The following is a 21195-nucleotide window of genomic DNA, read 5'->3' as shown; positions in this document are numbered from 1 at the left end:
ATGGAGCAAGGGAATGATCCCTTACTGATTAGAATAACGGAAGGCATATCAAATGACCTATCAATCCGCATCCGAACACTTCGCCGCCCGCATCCCAGCCAGCGGCCAAAGCATTACATCCGCACCATTTTTGACTGCGCGCCGTGGTCTGGATCTGGTCGTCTCCATGTTCACAAGCATTGGCACCGGTCTGGCGAAAGCTGCTGAAGCTTCCTCACGCACACGCCAAGTCGAAGTGCTGCAGTCCAAATCTGACGATGAACTGGCCGCACTCGGCATCAAGCGCGACGACATCGCGTACCACGTGTTCAAGGATCTCTTCTACGTCTGATCCTTGACGCTTTGCTAAAAAGGCCCGTGCACAGATCCCCGAAGGGTGACGTGACGGGTCTTTTGCGTTTTGAGGGCCTTGCGTGCGCGCGGTTGCTTGACACTGACGCCCGGGCGCGCCAACCCTGCGCAATGGACCTGCGCCCTGTTGGATATGTAATTGGCCTGTTGGTGGCTGTGCTGGGCGCGGCGATGCTGGTGCCTTTGCTGGTCGATCTTGCCGAAGGCCGAGAGCAGTGGCCAGTGTTTCTTCAAAGCTCTGTTATCACTATTCTGGGCGGCACCGCGATTGCGCTGGCCTGTGCCAGTGGCGTCAAGGAAGGGCTGACAATCCAGCAGACCTTCTTGCTCACGACTTCTGTTTGGGTGGCGCTGCCGTTGTTTGGCGCGATCCCCTTTATTCTGGGGGAGACAGACGCCCGGTTTGTCGATGCGGTGTTCGAGGCGATGTCCGGGATGACCACCACAGGGGGCACTGTTTTTTCGGGTTTGGACGATCTGCCCAAAGGATTGCTGATCTGGCGCGCCATTCTGCAATGGCTGGGCGGCATCGGTATCATTGTTGTAGCGATGGTTTTCCTGCCTGAACTGCGCGTCGGCGGTATGCAGATTTTCAAATCTGAAAGCTTTGATACCTTCGGGAAAATCCTGCCCCGTGCAGGGCAGATTGCGACCCAGATTTCAGGACTTTATGTGTTGTTCACCCTGATTTGTGCGCTCACCTACCTGTATTTCGGGATGAACGTGTTTGATGCAACAGCGCATGCGATGACGACCATCTCAACCGGCGGATTTGCGAACTATGACGCGTCGTTCGGCGTGTTCTCCGGCCCAATCGAATATGTGGCGTCAATTTTCATGGTTCTCGCAGCGCTGCCGTTCGTGCGCTATGTCCAACTGATCAACGGCAACCCGCTGGCGCTGCACCGTGATCCGCAGGTGCGCGGGTTTGTATTGACCATCCTCGTGTTGGTGCTGTTGCTGATTGTCTTGCTGGAAGAGAGCGTGCATCTGGACAACGAGCAAGCTGTGCGTGAGGCGCTGTTTAACGTGACGTCGATCATCTCGGGCACAGGCTATGCTTCGGTCGATTACATGCAGTGGGGCAGCTTTGCGGTGGCGCTGTTCTTCTTTATGGGGCTGATCGGCGGCTGCGCGGGCTCGACCGCTTGTTCCATCAAGGTGTTCCGCTACCAACTTTTGTTTGCCTCCATCCGCGCACAGCTGCGGCGTATCCGGTCTCCGCACGGGATATTCACGCCGCGCTATGATGGCAGACCCGTAACTGACGAAGTTCTGTCCTCGGTGATGTCGTTCTTTGTGTTCTTTATTCTGACATTGGGTGTGATCTCGGTCGCGCTGTCGATGACGGGGCTTGATTTCGTGACCTCTGTGTCCGGCGCTGCGGCGGCGTTGGCCAATATCGGCCCCGGTCTTGGAGATATCATCGGACCGGCCGGCAACTTTGCCACGCTCAACGATCCTGCCAAGTGGATTTTGACGCTCGCCATGCTGGTTGGCCGTCTGGAGCTTATGGTGGTCTACGTCATTTTTACCGTCAATTTCTGGAGAGCCTGATGCCCGATACGCCAACCCGCCCGCTGGGCGCGCAAATATCCCATATGCTCAAGGCGCGCGGGGTTGATGTGATTTTCGGCATTCCGGGTGTGCATAATCAGGAAATGTACCGCGGCATCGAAGAGGCGGGCATCACCCATGTGTTGGCCCGTCATGAGCAGGGTGCAGGCTTTATGGCCGACGGCTACGCCCGCGCCAGCGGCAAGCCCGGTTTGGCCTACGTGATCACCGGTCCGGGCCTGTGCAACATCATGACGCCTATGGGCCAAGCCTATAGCGATTCCGTCTCAATGTTGGTGATTTCCAGCTGTCTGGACGAGACGTCAGCACGGCGCGGGCAGTTGCACCAGATGAAGGACCAGCGCGCTGCGGCTGATACAGTGTGCGGCTGGTCGCTTGAGGCACGCACGCCGCAGGCTGCATACCAGTTGGTTAATCGCGCCTTTCAGGAAATGAACAGCCAGCGCCGTCGTCCCAAACATATTCAGGTGCCGATCTCGGTTCTGGAAGGGCAGGCCGCGCCCCATGATGGCGGTGATTTGGGACTTAGCGAAGGCGCGGCACAGATCGATCCCGCCCAAGTGCGCGACATTGCGGGGATGCTTTCCAATGCCAAGCGCCCGCTGTTGGTTCTGGGAGGCGGCGCCAAGGAGGCGTCAGAGGAAGTGCGCGCCATGCTAGCACGCTGTCCGGTGCCCGTCTTCACGACCTATGCTGGGCGTGGGATTGTCGGCGCGAATTACCCCTATCTCTACGGCAGCACGCTGGCACGCCGCGATAGTGCGGCGATCTTTGCCCAGTCCGATCTGGTGATCGCTGTCGGGACAGAGCTGGCCGAAGTTGATATTTGGCGCGACACGCTGGGACAAAGCGCAACATTGGTGCGCATTGATATCGACCCTGAGGTTTTGTCGGACACAGCGGGCAATACGCACCGTTACAACGCTGACGCCCGCAGTGTTTTCCGCATTCTAGCGGCTGACACCAGTCTGCCCGAGCGTTTCGAATGGACGGTTGAGGAAGTAACAACAGCACGCGCGCGCTGGCGGGCGGAAACGGATGCAGAGCGTCCGGGTATTGTGCCGCTTTGCGATGCTTTGCGCGTGGCGATCCCTGACGGGACGATGATTTACTCTGATATGACGCAGTTTGCCTATGTCGCCAAAGAGGTCTGGGACATGGACCGCCCTGGTCATTGGCACCACCCCTACGGGTTTGGCACGTTGGGCTATGCCACGCCTGCTGCAATTGGCGGAGCAATCGCGCGCAAGGGCGCGCCGACCATGGCGATCATCGGAGATTACGGATTCCATTATACCATGCAGGAACTGGGCGTCGCCGTAGAGCTGGGCCTGAGCCTGCCGATCATCCTGTGGGACAATGGCAAGCTGGGTGAGATCGAGGACAGCATGGTGCGCGCCCAGATTGCGCCGAATGCTGTGGTCGCCCGCAACCCCGATTTCTGCAAACTGGCAGAGGCTTTTGGTGCAAGGTCCGCTGCGCCACAGACAATCGAAGCGTTCCAAATTGCGGTACGTGATGCGTTTGATGCCGATGGGCCAACGCTGATTTACATCACGCCAGCACTCAAGGCCTGAGAAATACACCCTGAGAAATACATAAAACAGGGGCCGGAATTTTGAGAATTCCGGCCCCTGCTTTTTGAATAATTGGCGCTGTAGCGCTTTGTTATTCCCAGCAGCTGACCAGCACGGTCATGCTACTTGCCATTTCTGAGAGTTGGAACGCGGTGAGGCTTGCCGCACCTTCAGCGGCGGCGGCTGGAAGCTTGATGCCCGCATCTGTGCTTGCCGCAACAACGGTCTCTGCATTGAGGGCGAAGCTGACACCTTCGGGCAGCACCGGGCCACCGTCGGGCTGTGAGGTCAGCATCCCGATCACGGCACCTGTGCGGTCCAGCACCGGCCCGCCCGCATCGCCTGCGCGCACGGTCATGGCAAGGCGGTTGATGTTTGTCTCGCCCTGAAGGCCACGCACATCCGCTAGCGTGCCAAAGCTCATGGAAGGCGCGCTGAGCACGCCCTCAAAGGAATAGCCGGCCAGCGCGATATCGCTTTGCAACCGTGCGGGCTGTGTGGCAAAGCTGGCGACCGCCAGCGGGGCCAGTGCCACCTTTGGTTTCAACAGCGCCACGCCGCGCGTTGTATCGTCTGCAATCACCTCGGCATCGGTATCCCCGTCCAATGTGATCCGTGAACAACTTTGAACAGCGGCGGAAGTGGTAACAACGTCCCCGCCTTGCGTCACGAAAAAGCCTGAGCGGGACATTTTAGGTTTGCGGATCTGCAAGCCGGACAGCAGGTCAATCGACTGCTGAGAGGTATTGCCAGCCGATGGGCTGAGTACGCCAAGCATACGGGTGAAGCTGCTGCGCATCTCCGCCAGCACGCGGCGGCGGCGCTCTTCATCACCTGCGGGCCAGATCAGGGTGAAGCCTTTGATCTCACCGTTTTCTAGCGACGCCTCTGTATAGCTGATCATCCGGCCATTTTCGCCGACCAGTGTGAAGCTGGAATTATTGCGCTCGCGTGGGCCGTCCAGCGGCACGATTTCAAGCGTTTGCATGATCTCGTAAAGGCCGAACAACGTGTTTTGGGTGCCGGATTGGCTGATCAACAGCACCCGTGCGTCGATATCGCCGATCTGCTTGTATTGCGCAAAGGGTGGCTCATAGCGGTCGAACGCAACTACGGCGGTCGGCAACGTCAGCTCGATTCCTGCTTGCGCGTCCCGCACTGTCTGTAAGCCAAGCCCTTGCAGGACAGCATTGTACTGCTTCTTAAGATCGGCGCGCTGTAGGGTTGTCAGGATGCCTGTCTTTTCGAAATTGTTGGCTTCCTGCCATGCGGCCATCGAATTGCGTGTGCCACGCCCGAAAGCGCCATCAATCGCTGCGGAGTAGAAGCCGGCCCACTGCAGCATTTTTTGCAGGTCTTTTTTCTCATCACGGCTCAGGTTGGCTTCGGAGCGTTGGGCCTGAGCGGGTGTCTCGTCTGCGACTTCAGGCTCTGGCTCAGGTTCCGGTGTCGGCGCGACTTCGGCCACTTGCGGAGCTTCCACTTCGGGCGTTGGCGTTTCGGTCTGCTCTGGAACAGTGCCGTCTGGTGCGGCAACGGCACCTGTGCCCAAGATGTTTGCGCCCACAGGCCAATACTGCTGGCGCAACCGGTCAGAGAGCTGAACAAAACTGTCGCGGGGGATCAGGCCGTCATTGCGATATTGCAGCAAAACAAGCTCTGCGTCTGCGCGGCGGTAAGGACCGACCACGATGGCATACCAGCCACCACCCACGGCAAAACCGTTCACATCCTGCAACAACGTTGTGTAGGCGCGCGCGCGATCAGTCGCTCGCGCTAGTGATTGCTGCGCTTCGATCTGGACCCACACCACCTCGTCAGGATCATTGGATTGGGCGTGGGCGGTACTCGTATAGGCCAGAAACAGGGCGGCCAGACAGATCGTCAAAATTCGCAGCATCGGCGGATAAGCTCTCAAAAAATTACATTGCGGCACATAAACAGTATTTTGCTGTGATTCCCATATCTGATGCACGTGTTTCACAGACATTTCAGTTTCGTGGCGCTTCGGCCCCCGTGCTGTGTCGGCACTGATTGACCCTTGGCCGCCTGCACCATAGTAAGAGCGCCAAATGGCAAAGGACACACAGATGGCCGATACACCCCGTTCGTTTCAGGAAATCATTCTGCGGTTGCAGAGCTATTGGGCACGCCACGGCTGCGCGATTCTGCAGCCCTATGACATGGAAGTAGGGGCAGGGACCTTTCACCCCGCCACAACCCTGCGCAGTCTGGGCGACCAACCTTGGGCCGCGGCCTATGTACAGCCCTCGCGCCGCCCCACCGATGGCCGCTATGGTGAGAACCCGAACCGCCTGCAGCACTATTACCAATATCAGGTGCTGATCAAACCAAGCCCGCCCAACCTTCAAGAGCTGTACCTCGGCTCGCTTGAGGCGATTGGGGTGGACATGGCCCTGCATGATATCCGCTTTGTTGAGGATGACTGGGAAAGCCCGACGCTGGGCGCATGGGGCTTGGGCTGGGAAGTCTGGTGCGACGGTATGGAAGTCAGCCAGTTCACCTATTTCCAGCAGGTTGGCGGGCACGACTGCCACCCCGTCTCGGGGGAGCTGACCTATGGTTTGGAACGCTTGGCCATGTATATCCTTGGTGCAGATCACGTGATGGACATGCCGTTCAACGATCCGGACGCGCCGATCCCGCTGAGCTATGGTGATGTGTTCAAGCAGACAGAAGAAGAATACGCCCGCTGGAACTTTGATGTCGCTAATACGGAGGTCCTGCTGCGCCACTTCGAAGAGGCAGAGGCCGAATGCAAAGCCATTATCGAACAGCCCTACGAAGACCCAAAAACCGGCAAGCGGATCGTCATGGCACACCCCGCCTATGACCAAGCCATCAAGGCCAGCCATATGTTCAACCTTCTGGATGCGCGCGGCATTATTTCGGTGACTGAACGTCAGGCCTATATCGGTCGCGTACGTGCGCTGACAAAGATGTGCGCGGACGCGTTTGTGCAAACCCGCGCCGGCGGCTGGCGCGAGGATGCAGCATGAACAAGATGACAGGAACCCGCACATGAGCGGTAAAATAATCGGGATTGTTATTATGGTCTCTGCTCTGACCGCCGGTGCGGCGTTGTACTATTTGCAAATCTACGGTTTCTACCGCGAGGTGGCCGCGCCCGCGGACGGGATAACGCTGATGTCGCTCTTGAGCGGCCAGCCCGAGGTGATCCCGCTTGAAGGGTATCGTGCGATTGACGCTGACAGTTCTCCGATCCGCTACCGCGCCTGTTTCACCACGCCCTACAGTCTTGCCTTGCTGACCGAGACGTTTCAGATGGTCGACGACATAACACCGCGCAACGCTCCGGGTTGGTTTGACTGCTTTGACGCGGAAGCCATCGGTGCCGAGCTTGAAGCAGGCACCGCCCTGACGTTTCTAAGCGCCAAGAACGTGCATTACGGTGTGGACCGCATTGTGGCCATCACCGACGACGGGCGCGGCTATGTCTGGCACGAGCTGAACGACTGCGGCGAGAAGGCCTATGACGGCACCGTGGTGGGCGAGGAATGCCCGCCCGCACCAAGCCAAAATGCGCCAACACAATAACGCCGATCCGGCAAACCAGAGGTATTCCAGTGGCTGATCTGCTGATTGAACTGTTCTCCGAAGAAATCCCCGCCCGCATGCAGGCGCGCGCGGCGGACGACCTGAAAAAGCTTATGACGGATGGCATGGTTGAGGCAGGGCTGACCTATGCCTCCGCTGCTGCATTCGCCACACCGCGCCGTCTGTGCCTGACCGTTGAGGGCCTGCTGGATGCCAGCCCGCGCACCGTGGAAGAACGCAAAGGCCCCAAGGCCGACGCGCCTGAAAAAGCCATCGAAGGGTTTCTTCGCGGCGCGGGTCTGACCCGCGATGATCTGGAAGAACGCGACACGCCCAAGGGCGCGATCCTGTTCGCAAAGATCACCAAGGAAGGGCGTCCGGCCGCCGAGATCATCGCCGAAGTGCTTGAGCAGACCATTCGCAATTTCCCATGGCCAAAATCCATGCGCTGGGGAGAAGGCACACTGAAATGGGTGCGCCCGCTGCATTCCATCCTGTGCATCCTCAGCCGTGAGAACGGCACCGAAGTCGTCCCGATTGAGGTCGACGGGATCGTGTCTGACAACAGTACGCGCGGTCATCGCTTCCTTGCGCCTGATGCGATCACGGTAAACAGCTTTGACGACTACACAGCCAAGCTCAAACGCGCGTTTGTGGTGCTGGACTCGGCTGAGCGGCGCGATGCCATCTGGCATGACGCGACCAACATGGCATTCGCCAGCGGTCTGGAAGTTGTCGAAGATGCAGGCCTTCTGGCCGAGGTCGCAGGTCTGGTCGAATGGCCCGTGGTTCTGATGGGCCGGATCGGGGATGACTTCCTGAACCTGCCGCCAGAGGTCTTGCAGACCTCCATGAAAGAGCACCAGAAATTCTTTTCCGTGCGCAACCCCAAGACAGGCCGGATTGAACGGTTCGTCACGGTCGCCAACCGCACCACCGCCGACGATGGTGCCACGATCCTTGCTGGCAACGAAAAAGTGCTGAGCGCCCGTTTGGCGGACGCCAAGTTCTTCTGGGACAACGATCTGCGGATTGCGAAATCCGAGGCAGGCATGGGCGCATGGGTCGAGAACCTCAAAAACGTGACCTTCCACAACAAGCTGGGCACACAGGCCGAGTTGATCGAACGTATGGCCGTTCTGGCGCGTGAACTGGCCCCGATGGTTGGTGCTGATCCTGATGCCGCCGAGCAGGCCGCGAAAATCGCCAAGGCCGATCTTTCTTCTGAAATGGTCTATGAGTTCCCCGAACTCCAAGGCCTCATGGGCCGCTACTATGCGCAGGCCGCAGGTCTTAGCGATGAAATCGCCGCAGCCAGCGAAGAGCACTACGCGCCGCTTGGGCCGTCAGACGACGTGCCAACTGCACCAGTGTCAGTCGCTGTGGCACTGGCCGAGAAGATCGACAAGCTAACGGGCTTCTGGGCCATTGATGAAAAGCCCACCGGCAGCAAAGACCCGTTTGCGCTGCGCCGCGCCGCGCTGGGCGTTATTCGGGCCGGAAATGAGAACAACCTCAGTGTTCCCTTACTTCAGCTAATAGTTAAGCAGCTTGCAATTCATACTGGTGTGATGCGGGGGAAATTGGGCGCTGAGCAGGATCAAAAAGCGGAAGAGGCCCTTTTAGCTATTGGCATGGATGACGTAGCTGAAGAGATTGAAAAGGTCGGAGCAGAGAAGTACCATTTGAAATTTGGCGATGTCCAATCAATGGCAGTAGCTGAGAGCATCGTAAAAAAGGCGCGAGACCTCCTCGCCTTCCTCCATGACCGCCTTAAGGTCTACCTCAAAGATCAAGGCATCCGTCACGACATCATCGACGCGTGCATTGCGATGGAAGGCAATGATGATCTGACCCTTCTGGTCAAACGCGCCCGTGCGCTGTCGGACACGTTGAAAACCGTCGATGGTGAAAACCTGTTGCAGGCGTTCAAGCGCGCCAACAACATCCTCTCCCAAGCGGAAGATGCGGACGGGGTTGAATACTCCTTCGGTGCGGACGTGAAGTTTGCCGAAACGGATGAGGAACGTGCGCTTTTCGCCGCCCTCGACGCAGCAGAGGCGACGATCACCCCCGCGATGGCCGCGCAGGATTTCACCACGGCCATGTCTGCCATGGCGGGCTTGCGTCCCGCGCTTGATGCGTTCTTTGACGCAGTGCAGATTAACTCCGACAACAGCACCCTGCGTCGCAACCGCCTCAACCTGCTCAGCCGCATCCGCACGCTGTGTACATCTGTCGCGGATTTGACGCGGATCGAGGGCTGATCGAACACGATTTGACGTTACGGCCCGGTTGGTAAGCTAACGCTTGCTCTGGGCCGTATTCGGCCTATGCTGCACCTGAACCAAAGGGATGCCGCATTGCAGAATGATCCAGATACCACCGTTGTAACGCAAAACGCGCCCATCGCTACCGTGACCCACGGCGGGCGTGCGAAGTGTTTGCAACGGCTGGTGCGCCTTGATCTGCCTGTGCCACAAACGGTGGCGCTGTCCTTTGGCACGGTTGAGCGTATCGCGCAGGGCGAATTGCCTGATGTCAGCGGGATCATGGACCAGTTTCCTGAGGATGCGCTGGTGTGTGTGCGTCCTTCCAGTCAGGATCCTGATTGGGGCGGACCGGGGGCCGTGCTGAACATCGGGATGAACGATGCGCGATTTGCCAGCTTTAGCCAGAAGATGGGCGAAGAAGCGGCCGCCGCGATATACAGCCGTTTTATCCAGTCATATGCGGTCAACGTTGCCCGTCTGGACCCCGACATGTTCGACGATGTCGAAGGCGATGGCCGCGCAGCGCTTGCGCAGACGCTCGAAGCTTACGAGCTTGAGACAGACGAAAAGTTCCCGCAATCGCGCAGCATTCAACTGGCCGCTGTCCTACGCTCGATGGCGCGGGCATGGAGCGGGACGTCCGCCCGCCTGCTGCGGCAGGCCAAAGGCGCGCCTGCAGATGCGGGCCTTGGGCTGGTCGTGCAGCAGATGATTTTTGGCGTGGGCGCCGGGGAGTGTGGCTCTGGCGTGCTGCAATTGGTGAACTGTGACACGGGTGCGCCGCAAGTGACGGGTCGTTATCTGAGCCAAAGTCAGGGCCGTGATGCGCTGGAGGGGAACTCGGACGCGCTGTATCTCACCCGTGATCCGCGTGGACCTTCGTTGGAAGAGAAGCTGCCGGAGGCGTTCGAGACGCTCAAGACATACGCCAGCCTGATGCGCCACCGCCTGCGCGCCGAGATGCAGGTGGAATTCGCGATCGATGACGGCGTGGTGCATATCCTTGACGGTGTACGGGTCTCACGATCCTCTCGCGCGGCGGTCCGCATCGCAGTGACGCTGGCGGAGGATGGCATCATCAGCCGCGAAGAGGCGCTGATGCGTGTTCAGCCGCGTTTGCTGACAGAATTGCTGCACCGCCAGATTGATCCATCTGCACGACGTGACATCGTTGGTAAGGGCATCGCTGCCAGTCCCGGTGCCGCCACGGGGCGTTTGGTGTTCGACTCTGCCGAGGCGCAGGCAAGTGCCGCGCGGGGGGAGGCATGTATTCTGGTCCGCCGCGAAACATCATCCGAAGACGTGCGGGGCATGCATGCGGCCAAGGCCGTTTTGACCGAACGCGGTGGCATCACCAGCCACGCTGCCGTGATCGGGCGCGGTATCGGTCTGCCCTGTGTGGTTGGGGCCTCCAGCCTTATCTTCAACCAGCGAGACAAAACGATCACGTCGAAAGACGGCCGCGTGTTCGGCGCTGGTGACGAGATGACGGTAGACGGCTCAACCGGTCAAATCCTTGCCGGTGCTGCAGCGATGCAAGAAGCTGCATTGGACGACTATTTCAAACAGTTGATGGTCTGGGCCACCGATAGTGCAGACATCAAGGTGCGCGCCAACGCAGACACCCCGCAAGATGCGCAGACGGCACGCAACTTCAACGCCGAAGGCATTGGCCTGTGCCGGACCGAGCATATGTTCTTTGATCGTGGTCGCCTGACCGTGATGCGCGAAATGATCTTTGCCGATACCTCGGACGGCCGCCGCGCCGTGTTGGAGCGTTTGCTGCCCATGCAGCGCGATGACTTTACCCAGCTGTTTCAAATCATGCAGGGCCAGCCGGTTTGCATTCGCCTGTTCGATCCGCCCTTGCATGAATTCCTGCCGATGGACGCCAGCGGCCAGCGGGAGCTTGCAGAGGCGCTTGGTCTACCACGCTCTGACGTGACGCGGCGGATTGAGGCGATGCGCGAATACAATCCGATGCTGGGCCTACGCGGCGTGCGTTTGGGTATCACGGTGCCTGAAATTTATGAAATGCAGGCCCGTGCGATTTTTGAAGCGATTGTGGATGCCGGACAGAATGGCGATCCGGTCATGGCAGAGATCATGATCCCGCTTGTGTCTGCGCGCCGCGAAGTCGAGCTGGTCAAAACCGCCATTGATGCAGTTGCCCAAGCCGTGCGTCAGGAGCGCGGCGTGGATTTTGCATACCGCCTTGGCGTAATGGTCGAGACTCCGCGGGCCGCCTTGCGCGCGGGCGAAATTGCGCCCTATTGCTCGTTCCTGAGCTTCGGGACCAATGACCTCACACAGATGACCTACGGTCTGTCGCGCGATGACGCAGGACGCTTTATGTCCGATTATGTACAAAAAGGCGTTTTTGACGAAGATCCGTTCCACACGCTTGACCATGACGGCGTCGGAGAGCTGCTGACCCTCGGCGCGCAGCGTGGCCGCGCGGCACAGCCCGACATCACGCTTTCGGTCTGCGGAGAGCACGGCGGCAACCCCGAATCGATAGCTTTTTGCCGCGCAGCGGGCTTTGACTACGTTTCGTGCTCGCCATTTCGCGTTCCGGTTGCACGGCTCGCTGCGGCTCAGCTGGCAATCGCCGACAAGATACAGTGATATTTCGGGTGTTTAGCTACAGTATGTGGACACCTTAGGCGGTAGCTTGCCCAAAAGGGGCGGCGCGGGTTGTTGCATTAGTGCAATCAGGCTAGGCGCGGCATCGGAATAACGATGCCGGAGAAATCGACCATGTGGTCATTGAAATATCTACGTTCAACGAAATTCGCCCTTGCAGCATGCCTGATTGCTGGGCTGCCTGTCGGTGCTATGGCGAACAACACCGCCCAGAACCTCGCCAAGATTGAAGCGCGCGGTTTGGCCTCTGTCGGTGCTGAACGTATGGCAAGCCTTGCGTCCCCCGCGGCGGTGCTGACACCTGCGTCGGCTCGTAAGGGAACCGTTCCGGATGTTGTCTTTTCCCGCGCATGGCTTGCGAGCCAGCCCAAGGCCACCGGCTCTTCCGAATTCAATTGCCTCGCTGAAGCGCTCTACTTTGAGGCGCGCGGCGAAACTGTCAAAGGTCAGTTCGCGGTCGCCGAAGTGATCCGTAATCGGGTCAAATCCAGCCGCTTCCCGAATTCCTACTGTGCGGTTATCAATCAGGGCACCGGCAAAAAGCACCAGTGCCAGTTCAGCTATACCTGTGATGGTCGCGCCGAAGTCATCGCCGAGCCTGCCGCCTATGTGCGCGTGGCAAAAGTGGCGCGTGCCACCATGGACGGCAGATCGCCCGATATCACCAGTGGCGCCACCTTTTATCACACCACTGCCGTACGTCCCAGCTGGGCCCGTAAATTCACAAATACCGCGCGTTTTGGTGTTCACCTGTTCTACAGTCGTGGCGTTCGTACCGCGAGTAACTGACGCAAAGCGCCGCCTTTAGGGCGCATGCGACCCTCGACGCGGGGGAAACAGCAGTATAAACGCGCCAGTACCAGATCAGACGGGAGCGCGCCCATGTCATCCGAAACCCGACTTGCCTTTGCCCACCCGTCCGAAAGGGCGGCGGCAACTTCGACGTCTGATACGTTGGACCGTATCTCGGTCCGGGATCACACCGTCGAGGTTGAGATCGGGGCTTTTCAGGCCGAGCGGGGCGTAAGGCAACGCATCTGTTTTAATATCGTTGTCGAAGTGCAGCCTCTGAAGGGGCCGATTGACGACGATGTGGACCGCATTCTTTCTTATGACCGAGTGACCGAAGCCATTCAGGCGGAACTGTCGGTCGAACGTCTGGCCTTGCTTGAGACATTGGCAGAACGGGTGGCAGAACGCATTCTGCTTGAACCGCAAGCGATGCGGGTTTTTGTTCGTATCGAAAAGCTGGACCGTGGACCCGGCGCGCTGGGTGTCGAGATCGTGCGGGCCCGTGATGGTGCCCCGCCAGCCGAAGTGGCACCTGAGACCACACCACATCCGGAACTGGTGTTTCTGAGTAATGCCGCGATAGCGTCTCCGCTTCTGAACGGCTGGCTTGATCAATTGCATGCGCAAGGAAGTCCGCTGGTGCTGTGTGTTGGCGCATCCGATGTGCCTGCGCCGCAGGTTGCGCATAAGATGGCGCAACGCCGGATTGATCTTTTGGCGATTGAACAAAACGCATGGGTGCTTGCCGCGCGTGATGATCGCTGCGTAGTCGTAGAAACCCGGACCGAGCTCGATTGGGCGATGAAGAATGGTCAGACCTGTGTTTGGGCCCCCTCGAAAATCGTGCTCGACAGTGTGGATTCCCTGTTTGCGCAACCGCGTGACGCAGTGGCGCTGGCGGCGTGGTTTGCAGGAACCTTTGAAGCGCGTGAGATGCTGGTCATTGGCGCGGATGTGCCGCAGGACGCCTGCGTGCCATTGCGCGCGGTGTCATTGGACACCGAGACACTCTGACCATGACAAGAATCTATTACCGTCCTATCGTGAGCTGTGATGTCGCGCGCCCTGAGAGTGCTATGACGCTTGCTGGCGGGTGGGGGTGGTTCTCTGACGTTGAAGTGTTGCGGCGTGGGGAAACGCCGATTGTTGTTCCGGCAAGCCAACTGCCCGACAGCGCGGCGCAATCGCTTGTTGCACCACGCCCGCAGCATCTTCACCAACCGCGCATTATGGGGATCGTGAACACGACGCCTGACAGTTTTTCTGATGGCGGGCTGCACGCAGCGACTGACGATGCGATTGCTGGCGGACTGGCTATGGCACTGGCTGGCGCTGATATCCTTGATATAGGCGGCGAAAGCACGCGGCCTGGCGCGCAAACCGTGGCGCACGGGGAAGAGATCGCGCGCACAGCACCAGTCATTGCGGGCCTGCGAGCCGCCGGTTTTAGCGGTGTGATCTCGGTTGATACGCGCAAAGCGGTGGTTGCGGCGGCGGCACTGGAAGCGGGCGCTGATCTGGTGAATGATGTATCCGGCTTTACCTATGATCCCGAACTGGCTGGAGTGGCGGCAGATGCCGGCGTGCCGGTTTGCGTCATGCATGGGCCGGATGATCCGGCGACAATGCAAAACGACCCGCGATATGATGACGTGCTTCTGGATGTCTATGATTTTCTGGAAGAGCGTATCACCGCACTTGAGGCCCGAGGCATCGCGCGTGATCTCATCATCGCAGATCCCGGCATTGGCTTTGGAAAGACACAAAATCACAATCTGACGCTATTGGCGCGGCTTAGCTTGTTTCACAGTTTGGGGGTGTCGGTATTGCTGGGCGCATCGCGCAAACGATTTATCGGAACGATTGGAAATGCACCGCAAGCGCGTGACCGCGCGCCCGGTTCAATTGCTGTCGCTATTGCAGCTTTCGCGCAGGGCGTGCAGATTGCACGGGTGCATGATGTGGGCGAGACAGCCCAGGCGCTTGCCCTTTGGCGGGCGAGCATCGGAGAAATTTAAGATGACAAAACTTTTCGGGACCGATGGCGTGCGCGGACGCGCCAATGTCCATCCTATGACCGCTGAAATGGCGCTGCGCATTGGTGCGGCGGTTGGGCGCTACTTCCGGCGCGAGGGCGAATCCTCGGTGCACCGTGTGGTGATTGGCAAGGACACGCGCCTGTCGGGTTATATGTTCGAGAACGCTCTAACGGCGGGTCTGACCTCTACGGGGATGAATGTGCTGTTGCTGGGGCCAGTGCCAACACCTGCTGTCGGGCTTCTTACACGCTCCATGCGTGCCGATCTGGGGGTCATGATTTCAGCCAGTCATAATCCTGCGCAGGACAACGGGATCAAGTTTTTTGGACCCAACGGTTTCAAGCTTTCCGATCAGGTAGAGGCGGAAATCGAAGCACTGGTGGCCGCTGGGGTGGAGCCAACGGCAGCACCTGAAATCGGGCGGGCTAAACGGATTGATGACAGCCGCTTTCGTTATATCGAGCGGGTAAAATCCAGCTTCCCGCGCCAGATGCGTCTGGATGGGCTGAAGGTGGTGATCGACTGTGCCAATGGCGCCGCGCACCATGTCGCGCCCATGACTTTGTGGGAACTGGGGGCAACGGTTATCCCTGTCGGCGTGTCACCCAACGGACACAATATCAACGAAGGCTGTGGTTCGACCCAGCCCCAAATCGCGGCTGAGACCGTCGTCTCACATGGCGCGGATGTAGGCATCTGTCTGGATGGCGACGCAGACCGCGTGATCTTGCTGGATGAAAACGGCCGGATCGGGGACGGCGATCAGTTTATGGCGCTGATGGCCGCACGCTGGAAAGCCGAAGAGTGGCTGAAGGGCAATGCGCTGGTGGCGACAGTGATGAGCAATCTCGGACTGGAGCATTTCCTTGCGGATCGCGGCGTTCGGCTTGAGCGGACCAATGTTGGCGACCGATATGTGGTAGAGCGGATGCGCGAAGGCGGCTTCAATCTTGGCGGAGAGCAGTCTGGCCACATCGTGATGACCGATTATGCCACGACTGGTGACGGTTTGATGGCGGGGATGCAGTTTCTGGCAGAGATGATCCGTGCGGGAAAACCAGCTTCAGAGTTGATGCACCAGTTTGAACCCGTGCCGCAGTTGCTGGAAAATGTCCGCTTTGCTGCGGGGCAGACACCGCTGGAGGATGCGCAGGTGCAGGCCGCGATTGCTCAGGCCGAGAGTGATCTGGCAGGTGGTGGGCGTCTATTAATTCGCAAGTCTGGAACAGAACCTTTGGTGCGCGTCATGGCCGAGCATGAAGATGCAGGCCTGATGCAGCGCGCCGTGAGTAGCGTGCTCGCTGCCGTTGAGGATGCCGTCAAGACCTGACCACACGGTGCAGGCTATGCCTGCACGCCATGTTTCAGGGCGCGCGGGTGTCATCCTTGCGCGCCGGAGGCTGCCTTAGCGGGTGAAGAGCCGTCGCAGGGCGCCATATTGGCTAAGGCCCACACCAATCAGGATCAGCGTCATTGCCAAGAGCAAGGATTTCGGCAGGGTCTCTCCGAGGATCAAGGCGCCCAAAATCACGGACCAGGCTGGCACCTGATAGTTGACCAGCGACATGAAGACCGGCCCCGCGCTGCGCACCACAAGCACGCGGAGGAAGTTCGCACCCGCCGTTGGCACAAGCCCGAGGAATATCAGAACCCCCAGAATGTGGGGCGAGGGTACGGGGGGCGGTCCCTCGACGACTAAGGCGACAGGAATGGTTAAACTAGCGCCGACAATCAGCAAGACCGTAGCCAAGCCAATGGGATGGGCGGCGGGCAGTCGGCGTAACAGGATAGACCCGATCGCATAGCAGCTTGCCGCCAGCACACAGGCGATGCGCCCTGCGGTCTCAAAGGCGGCACCGGTGGTTTGAAAGGCCTGCGCTCCGATCAGGATCACGACACCGACAAAACCGATCAGAAAGCCTGCAGTCCTGCGCCGCGTCATCTGTTCGCCTGGTACGGTGAAGTGGGCCAGAGGCAATATGATCAAGGCGACAGACGCCATCGACACACCGGCAAATCCCGAAGTGACATATTGCTGGCCCCACGCCAGCAGAGAAAACGGAATTGCGGAGCTCAGCGCGCCGATGATCACCAGATTGCGTTTGTCCGCAGTTGTCGTGCGCTCTTCAAAAAGCGGGCGACCCATGTAGATCCAGATTGCACTCATCAGCAAAGCGGCAAAACCGACACGTGAAGCCGCGAGCCAGAACGGCGGCATGCCACCGGCCAGCGCGACCTCGGTCACCATAAACGTGCCACCCCAAACCAGACCGAGGATTGCGATCATGAGCCAACTGAGCGGGGTAATCTGGGGGGATGTATTCATATGGTCAGATAGGGGCAAAGCCACAGGAGGGGCAAGGGCCGTCGCAAAACAAGAAAGGTGGGCGGGAATGGAACTGATCCGGCGCATCCGCTCGTCGTTAGACAGGTAGATCGTATATTTGGACAGTTCTCACGGAGCGAACACAACCTTCATGGGTGAAGTGAATAGGCGTCCTCTTCATCACTCTGTCCTAAAATCAGCGTCCAGAATGGTCACCGTCAAGGAGGCGGACTCGTGACGCAAAAAAAAGGCCCGAGGATTATCCTCGGGCCTTTCGCATACTTCAGGTCAATTTAGTTCTTTGTTTTGTCGACCATTTTGCCTGCGGAGATCCAAGGCATCATGTCACGCAGCTTACCACCAACGATTTCGATCTGGTGCTCGTCGTTTGCACGGCGGGACGCTTTGAGCGTTGGCTGGCCAACAGCGTTTTCGAGCATGAAGTCGCGCACGAATTTGCCAGATTGAATGTCGCTAAGCACGGCTTTCATGTTTGCCTTGGTTTCTTCGTAAGGCAAGATGCGTGGGCCGGAAACATACTGACCGTATTCAGCTGTGTTGGAGATGGAGTAGTCCATGTTGGCGATGCCGCCTTCATAGATCAGGTCAACGATCAGCTTGGTTTCGTGCAGGCATTCGAAATAGGCCATCTCTGGCTCGTAGCCAGCTTCGACCAGTGTCTCAAAGCCCATGCGGATCAGTTCAACGATACCGCCACACAGAACAGCCTGCTCACCGAACAGGTCGGTTTCGCACTCTTCGCGGAAGTCGGTTTCGATGATGCCGGAGCGGCCACCACCGATGGCGGAGCAATAGGACAGGCCGATTTCCAGCGCTTTGCCGGATGCGTTCTGGTTCACAGCAACAAGGCAAGGCACGCCGCCGCCTTTGGTGTATTCGCCGCGCACGGTGTGACCCGGGCCTTTTGGCGCCATCATGATCACGTCAACGCCTTCTTTCGGCTCAATCAGGCCGAAGTGTACGTTCAGGCCGTGGGCGAATGCGATGGCCGCACCTTCACGGATGTTGTCGTGCACGTATTTTTTGTATGTGTCCGCCTGCAGTTCGTCGGGCATGGTGAACATGATCACGTCAGCCCATGCAGCTGCTTCAGCGATGCCCATAACCTTCAGGCCTTCGCCTTCGGCTTTTGCAGCGGAAGGGGAGCCTTCGCGCAGAGCAACAACAAGGTTCTTCGCACCGGAGTCGCGCAGGTTGAGGGCGTGGGCATGGCCTTGTGAGCCGTAGCCGAGGATCGCCACTTTGGCGTCCTTGATGAGGTTTACGTCGCAGTCACGGTCATAATAAACGCGCATGATTTTATCCTTTGAGTTTGTTCTGAGGGTCACCATAAGGAAAACTGCGCCATTTGCTATTGGTTGGAGCTGGTATTAGAAGGCATATTAGAGAATTTAATGCGCGATACTAAATATATGTGAGAAATCAATGCTTGATGATGCGGATCGGAGATTGTTGCGGTACTGGCAGGCAGAGCCAAGTCTTAGTCAGGGCGAACTGGCAGAGCGCGCAGGCATGACCACAGGACGGGCCGTGCGGCGGATTGCGCGGATGCAAGAGCTGGGGATCGTGCGCGGTGTCGGTGCCGTGATTGACTGGGCTGCGCTTGGCTATGCGGTGGAAGTGTCGCTGAGGATCACGCTGGATAAGACCCAAGGCAACGCCTTTGACGCTTTCATGGCTGAGGCCCGCAAAGTGCCCGAAGTGATCGAACTGCAGACGTTTCTGGGCCGTGTGGATGTGCGCCTCTCGATCATTGCGCGGGACATGGCGCATTATCAGCAGATCTACCGCGCCTCCATCCTGACGCTGCCGCATATCTCGGAGATCGAGGCGTTGATGCATGTCGCACGGATCAAGGCGAGCGAGGGGTTGCCGCTGTGATCGAGATGGATGAGACAGACCGCCGCCTGTTGAAAGCGCTCGTGCGGGACGCCGGGCAGAGCACCGGAGTTTTGGGGAAACGCCTTGGACTGAGCCAGCCTGCAACGTGGCGGCGCATCAAGCGGCTTGAGGAAGCGGGGGTTATCCGCGGTCGGCAGTTGCGTCTGGATGCCGAAAAGCTGGGGTTTGGCGTGACCGTCTTTCTGGGGGTTAAGCTGGCCCTTCGTGGGCGCGTCAGCCTCGATGACTTTGAGCGTGCAGTCACAGCGATCCCCGAAGTGCAGACTGTAGAGCATGTGCTGGGGCTTTATGACTACCGGCTGCGGGTGGTCGCGCGGGACTTGCCGGACTTTGAGCGGGTATTGCGGCGGCGGATCATGACGCTCCCCGGGGCAGGGGAGGTTGAGGCCAACGTCTTGCTCAGTGAGGAACGTCTGGCCGGACCACTTTGACCTAAAGGAAACTTTTGTGCGCCACTGGCAGGGTGAAGGCGGGAAAATTCGCTTTTTTCTGCCCAGATAGACTTTGCCATCGGCGGGCGCAGTTTCTATGCAATAGTTAAATGATCCGATGGAGGACGAAGAATGGCGTTGCTTGATACAGTTGACCCGACAGGGTTGGAAGAATTCTCGGTAGTTTTCACGGACCGCTCGCTCAATTCCATGAGCGCGGCGTTCCAGCAGGTGATGCGCGATATCCACGCGATGTTGTGCGAAGTTTACGGCGCTGAGTCCGCTGTGATTATCCCCGGTGGCGGCTCCTACGGGATGGAAGCCGTAGCGCGGCAGTTTGCACGCGGGAATGATGTGCTTGTGGTGCGCAATGGCTGGTTCTCCTACCGCTGGAGCCAGATCATCGAGACGGGTGGCCTGACCGCCAACACAACCGTGATGAAAGCGTGCCCGCAGGGCAACGCCGCTCCCGCACCCTATGCGCCAGCTCCGATCGAAGATATAGTTACCGCGATCCGTGAGCAAAAGCCGCAGGTCGTTTTTGCCCCGCATGTCGAGACTTCGGCCGGCGTGATCCTGCCCGATGACTATATTAAGGCAATGGCCGCCGCCGCCCATGAAGTAGGGGCGTTGTTGGTGTTGGATTGCATCGCTTCGGGTTGTGCTTGGGTCGATATGAAGGCGCTTGGCGTTGATGTGCTGATCTCTGCCCCGCAAAAAGGCTGGAGCGCGCAACCCTGTGCCGGTCTGGTAATGCTGTCAGAGCGCGGCGTGGCGCGGCTTGCCGAAACAACGTCGGACAGTTTCGCCATTGATCTGGGTAAATGGCACGCGATCATGCAAGCCTACCTGAACGGCGGCCACGCGTATCACGCAACCATGCCAACAGATGCGCTGCGGGTCTTCCGCGACACGATGGTTGAGACCAAGGAATACGGTTTCAAGCGCCTGAAAGAAGCGCAGTGGCGGCTCGGCGATGGCGTTCGTGCAATGATGGCGGAAAAGGGCGTGAAGCCTGTAGCCGCAGACGGCTACGGCGCGCCGGGCGTGGTGGTTTGCTACACCGATGATCCGGACGTGAAAACCGGCAAAGCGTTTGCCGCCGAAGGCATGCAGATCGCCGCAGGTGTGCCGCTGCAAGTGGGAGAGCCCGACAGCTTCAGCACCTTCCGCATCGGGCTGTTCGGGTTGGACAAGCTGTATGACGTGGACGGCACATTGGCGCGGCTGAAAGCTGTGATTGATAAGGTTCTTTAACACAGATTGGGAATGTGAAATTGGGCGCCCCCTTTGTTGGGGGGCCTCTCTTTAAGAAAGTAATCGTCCTGTAAGGAAAGGTCTGCTATGCGCGGTGATTTCAACGGGTCGACGCAACACTTTAATCTTTAGCCAAAGATGGAGTGATGAACGTGAAGTATCGCCGCCACATATTTCTTACGGACAAACAGAAGTCAGAGATCTGGGACAGATGGCAACGCGGAGAGTCGATGAGCTCGATTGGTCGGGTGTTTGATCGGGGGTCATCATCAATTTTACCGCTGTTAGGGCGCACTGGCGGCATCCGTCCGCGGGACCGCATTAGGTCACGGCTTTCTCTGACCTTGATCGACCGAGAAGAGATATCGAGAGGCCTGCGGGCGCAGATGTCCCTGCGATCCATCGCGCGCACCTTGAAGCGAC

The 21195-nt window shown here is 58.7% G+C and carries 18 protein-coding genes; 15 read left to right on the top strand and 3 right to left on the bottom strand.

Annotated elements, in window-relative coordinates; translation table 11 throughout:
- The first annotated feature begins 52 nt into the window (after window positions 1-52).
- From V7730_RS04845 to V7730_RS04835, 3 genes are all read left to right on the top strand, one after another.
- Window positions 53-331 carry a hypothetical protein gene (locus V7730_RS04845; RefSeq protein ID WP_335746464.1) on the top strand — a complete coding sequence of 93 codons (279 nt, stop codon included), beginning with the start codon at window positions 53-55 and terminating at the stop codon, window positions 329-331.
- Between the two features lie 131 nt (window positions 332-462).
- The gene (locus tag V7730_RS04840) at window positions 463-1908 is read left to right on the top strand and encodes a TrkH family potassium uptake protein (RefSeq protein ID WP_335746567.1); all 1446 of its coding nucleotides are present in this window, start codon (window positions 463-465) and stop codon (window positions 1906-1908) included.
- Complete coding sequence (locus tag V7730_RS04835; RefSeq protein ID WP_335746463.1) at window positions 1908-3506, top strand: 5-guanidino-2-oxopentanoate decarboxylase; 1599 nt, start codon at window positions 1908-1910, stop codon at window positions 3504-3506. Before V7730_RS04840 ends, V7730_RS04835 begins: the two co-directional genes overlap by 1 nt.
- 91 nt (window positions 3507-3597) lie before the next feature.
- On the opposite strand, the gene V7730_RS04830 is transcribed toward V7730_RS04835, so the two are convergent.
- A complete protein-coding gene (locus V7730_RS04830; protein WP_335746462.1) occupies window positions 3598-5406 on the bottom strand; it encodes a serine protease in 1809 nt (602 codons plus the stop codon).
- Window positions 5407-5596: 190 nt separating this feature from the next.
- Between V7730_RS04830 and V7730_RS04825 the strand changes: the two genes are divergently transcribed.
- The 8 genes from V7730_RS04825 to glmM all read left to right on the top strand — a co-directional run bounded on the left by V7730_RS04825 (window position 5597) and on the right by glmM (window position 16165).
- Complete coding sequence (locus tag V7730_RS04825; protein WP_335746461.1) at window positions 5597-6526, top strand: glycine--tRNA ligase subunit alpha; 930 nt, start codon at window positions 5597-5599, stop codon at window positions 6524-6526.
- A gap of 22 nt (window positions 6527-6548) precedes the next feature.
- Window positions 6549-7085 carry a DUF6446 family protein gene (locus V7730_RS04820; protein ID WP_335746460.1) on the top strand — a complete coding sequence of 179 codons (537 nt, stop codon included), beginning with the start codon at window positions 6549-6551 and terminating at the stop codon, window positions 7083-7085.
- Between the two features lie 29 nt (window positions 7086-7114).
- Window positions 7115-9352: a glycine--tRNA ligase subunit beta gene (glyS, locus tag V7730_RS04815; RefSeq protein WP_335746566.1), complete on the top strand. Its 2238-nt coding sequence runs from the start codon at window positions 7115-7117 to the stop codon at window positions 9350-9352.
- A 66-nt stretch (window positions 9353-9418) separates the two neighbouring features.
- The gene (locus tag V7730_RS04810) at window positions 9419-11986 is read left to right on the top strand and encodes a putative PEP-binding protein (protein ID WP_335746459.1); all 2568 of its coding nucleotides are present in this window, start codon (window positions 9419-9421) and stop codon (window positions 11984-11986) included.
- A 132-nt stretch (window positions 11987-12118) separates the two neighbouring features.
- Entirely contained in the window at window positions 12119-12793 is a 675-nt protein-coding gene (locus V7730_RS04805) for a cell wall hydrolase (RefSeq protein WP_335746458.1), read from the top strand.
- A gap of 93 nt (window positions 12794-12886) precedes the next feature.
- Entirely contained in the window at window positions 12887-13810 is a 924-nt protein-coding gene (locus V7730_RS04800; RefSeq protein ID WP_335746457.1) for a dihydroneopterin aldolase, read from the top strand.
- A gap of 2 nt (window positions 13811-13812) precedes the next feature.
- Window positions 13813-14814, top strand: coding sequence for a dihydropteroate synthase (gene folP / locus V7730_RS04795; protein WP_335746456.1), 1002 nt, complete (start codon window positions 13813-13815; stop codon window positions 14812-14814).
- Between the two features lies 1 nt (window position 14815).
- The gene (gene glmM, locus V7730_RS04790; RefSeq protein WP_335746455.1) at window positions 14816-16165 is read left to right on the top strand and encodes a phosphoglucosamine mutase; all 1350 of its coding nucleotides are present in this window, start codon (window positions 14816-14818) and stop codon (window positions 16163-16165) included.
- A gap of 75 nt (window positions 16166-16240) precedes the next feature.
- Here the strand turns inward: glmM and V7730_RS04785 are convergent, their stop codons facing one another.
- Window positions 16241-17161 carry a DMT family transporter gene (locus tag V7730_RS04785; RefSeq protein ID WP_335746454.1) on the bottom strand — a complete coding sequence of 307 codons (921 nt, stop codon included), beginning with the start codon at window positions 17159-17161 and terminating at the stop codon, window positions 16241-16243.
- 293 nt (window positions 17162-17454) lie between these two features.
- Window positions 17455-18477 carry a ketol-acid reductoisomerase gene (gene ilvC / locus V7730_RS04780; protein ID WP_335746453.1) on the bottom strand — a complete coding sequence of 341 codons (1023 nt, stop codon included), beginning with the start codon at window positions 18475-18477 and terminating at the stop codon, window positions 17455-17457.
- 130 nt (window positions 18478-18607) lie between these two features.
- Between ilvC and V7730_RS04775 the strand changes: the two genes are divergently transcribed.
- The 4 genes from V7730_RS04775 to V7730_RS04760 form a co-directional block, all read left to right on the top strand.
- Window positions 18608-19063, top strand: a complete 456-nt coding sequence (locus V7730_RS04775; RefSeq protein WP_335746452.1) for an Lrp/AsnC family transcriptional regulator — start codon at window positions 18608-18610, stop codon at window positions 19061-19063.
- The gene (locus V7730_RS04770) at window positions 19060-19515 is read left to right on the top strand and encodes an Lrp/AsnC family transcriptional regulator (RefSeq protein ID WP_335746451.1); all 456 of its coding nucleotides are present in this window, start codon (window positions 19060-19062) and stop codon (window positions 19513-19515) included. Before V7730_RS04775 ends, V7730_RS04770 begins: the two co-directional genes overlap by 4 nt.
- Window positions 19516-19647: 132 nt before the next feature.
- On the top strand, window positions 19648-20772 hold the full coding sequence (locus V7730_RS04765; protein ID WP_335746450.1) for an aminotransferase class V-fold PLP-dependent enzyme: 1125 nt from the start codon (window positions 19648-19650) through the stop codon (window positions 20770-20772).
- Window positions 20773-20924: 152 nt separating this feature from the next.
- Window positions 20925-21195: helix-turn-helix domain-containing protein (locus tag V7730_RS04760; RefSeq protein ID WP_443070188.1), on the top strand; the 271-nt coding region annotated here is incomplete at its 3' end.

The organism is Sulfitobacter sp., from assembly GCF_036961165.1.
In the GTDB taxonomy this organism is placed as follows: Bacteria; Pseudomonadota; Alphaproteobacteria; order Rhodobacterales; family Rhodobacteraceae; genus Sulfitobacter.
Note: the sequence above shows the minus strand (reverse complement) of the source record. Positions and strands in the feature narration are given on the sequence as shown.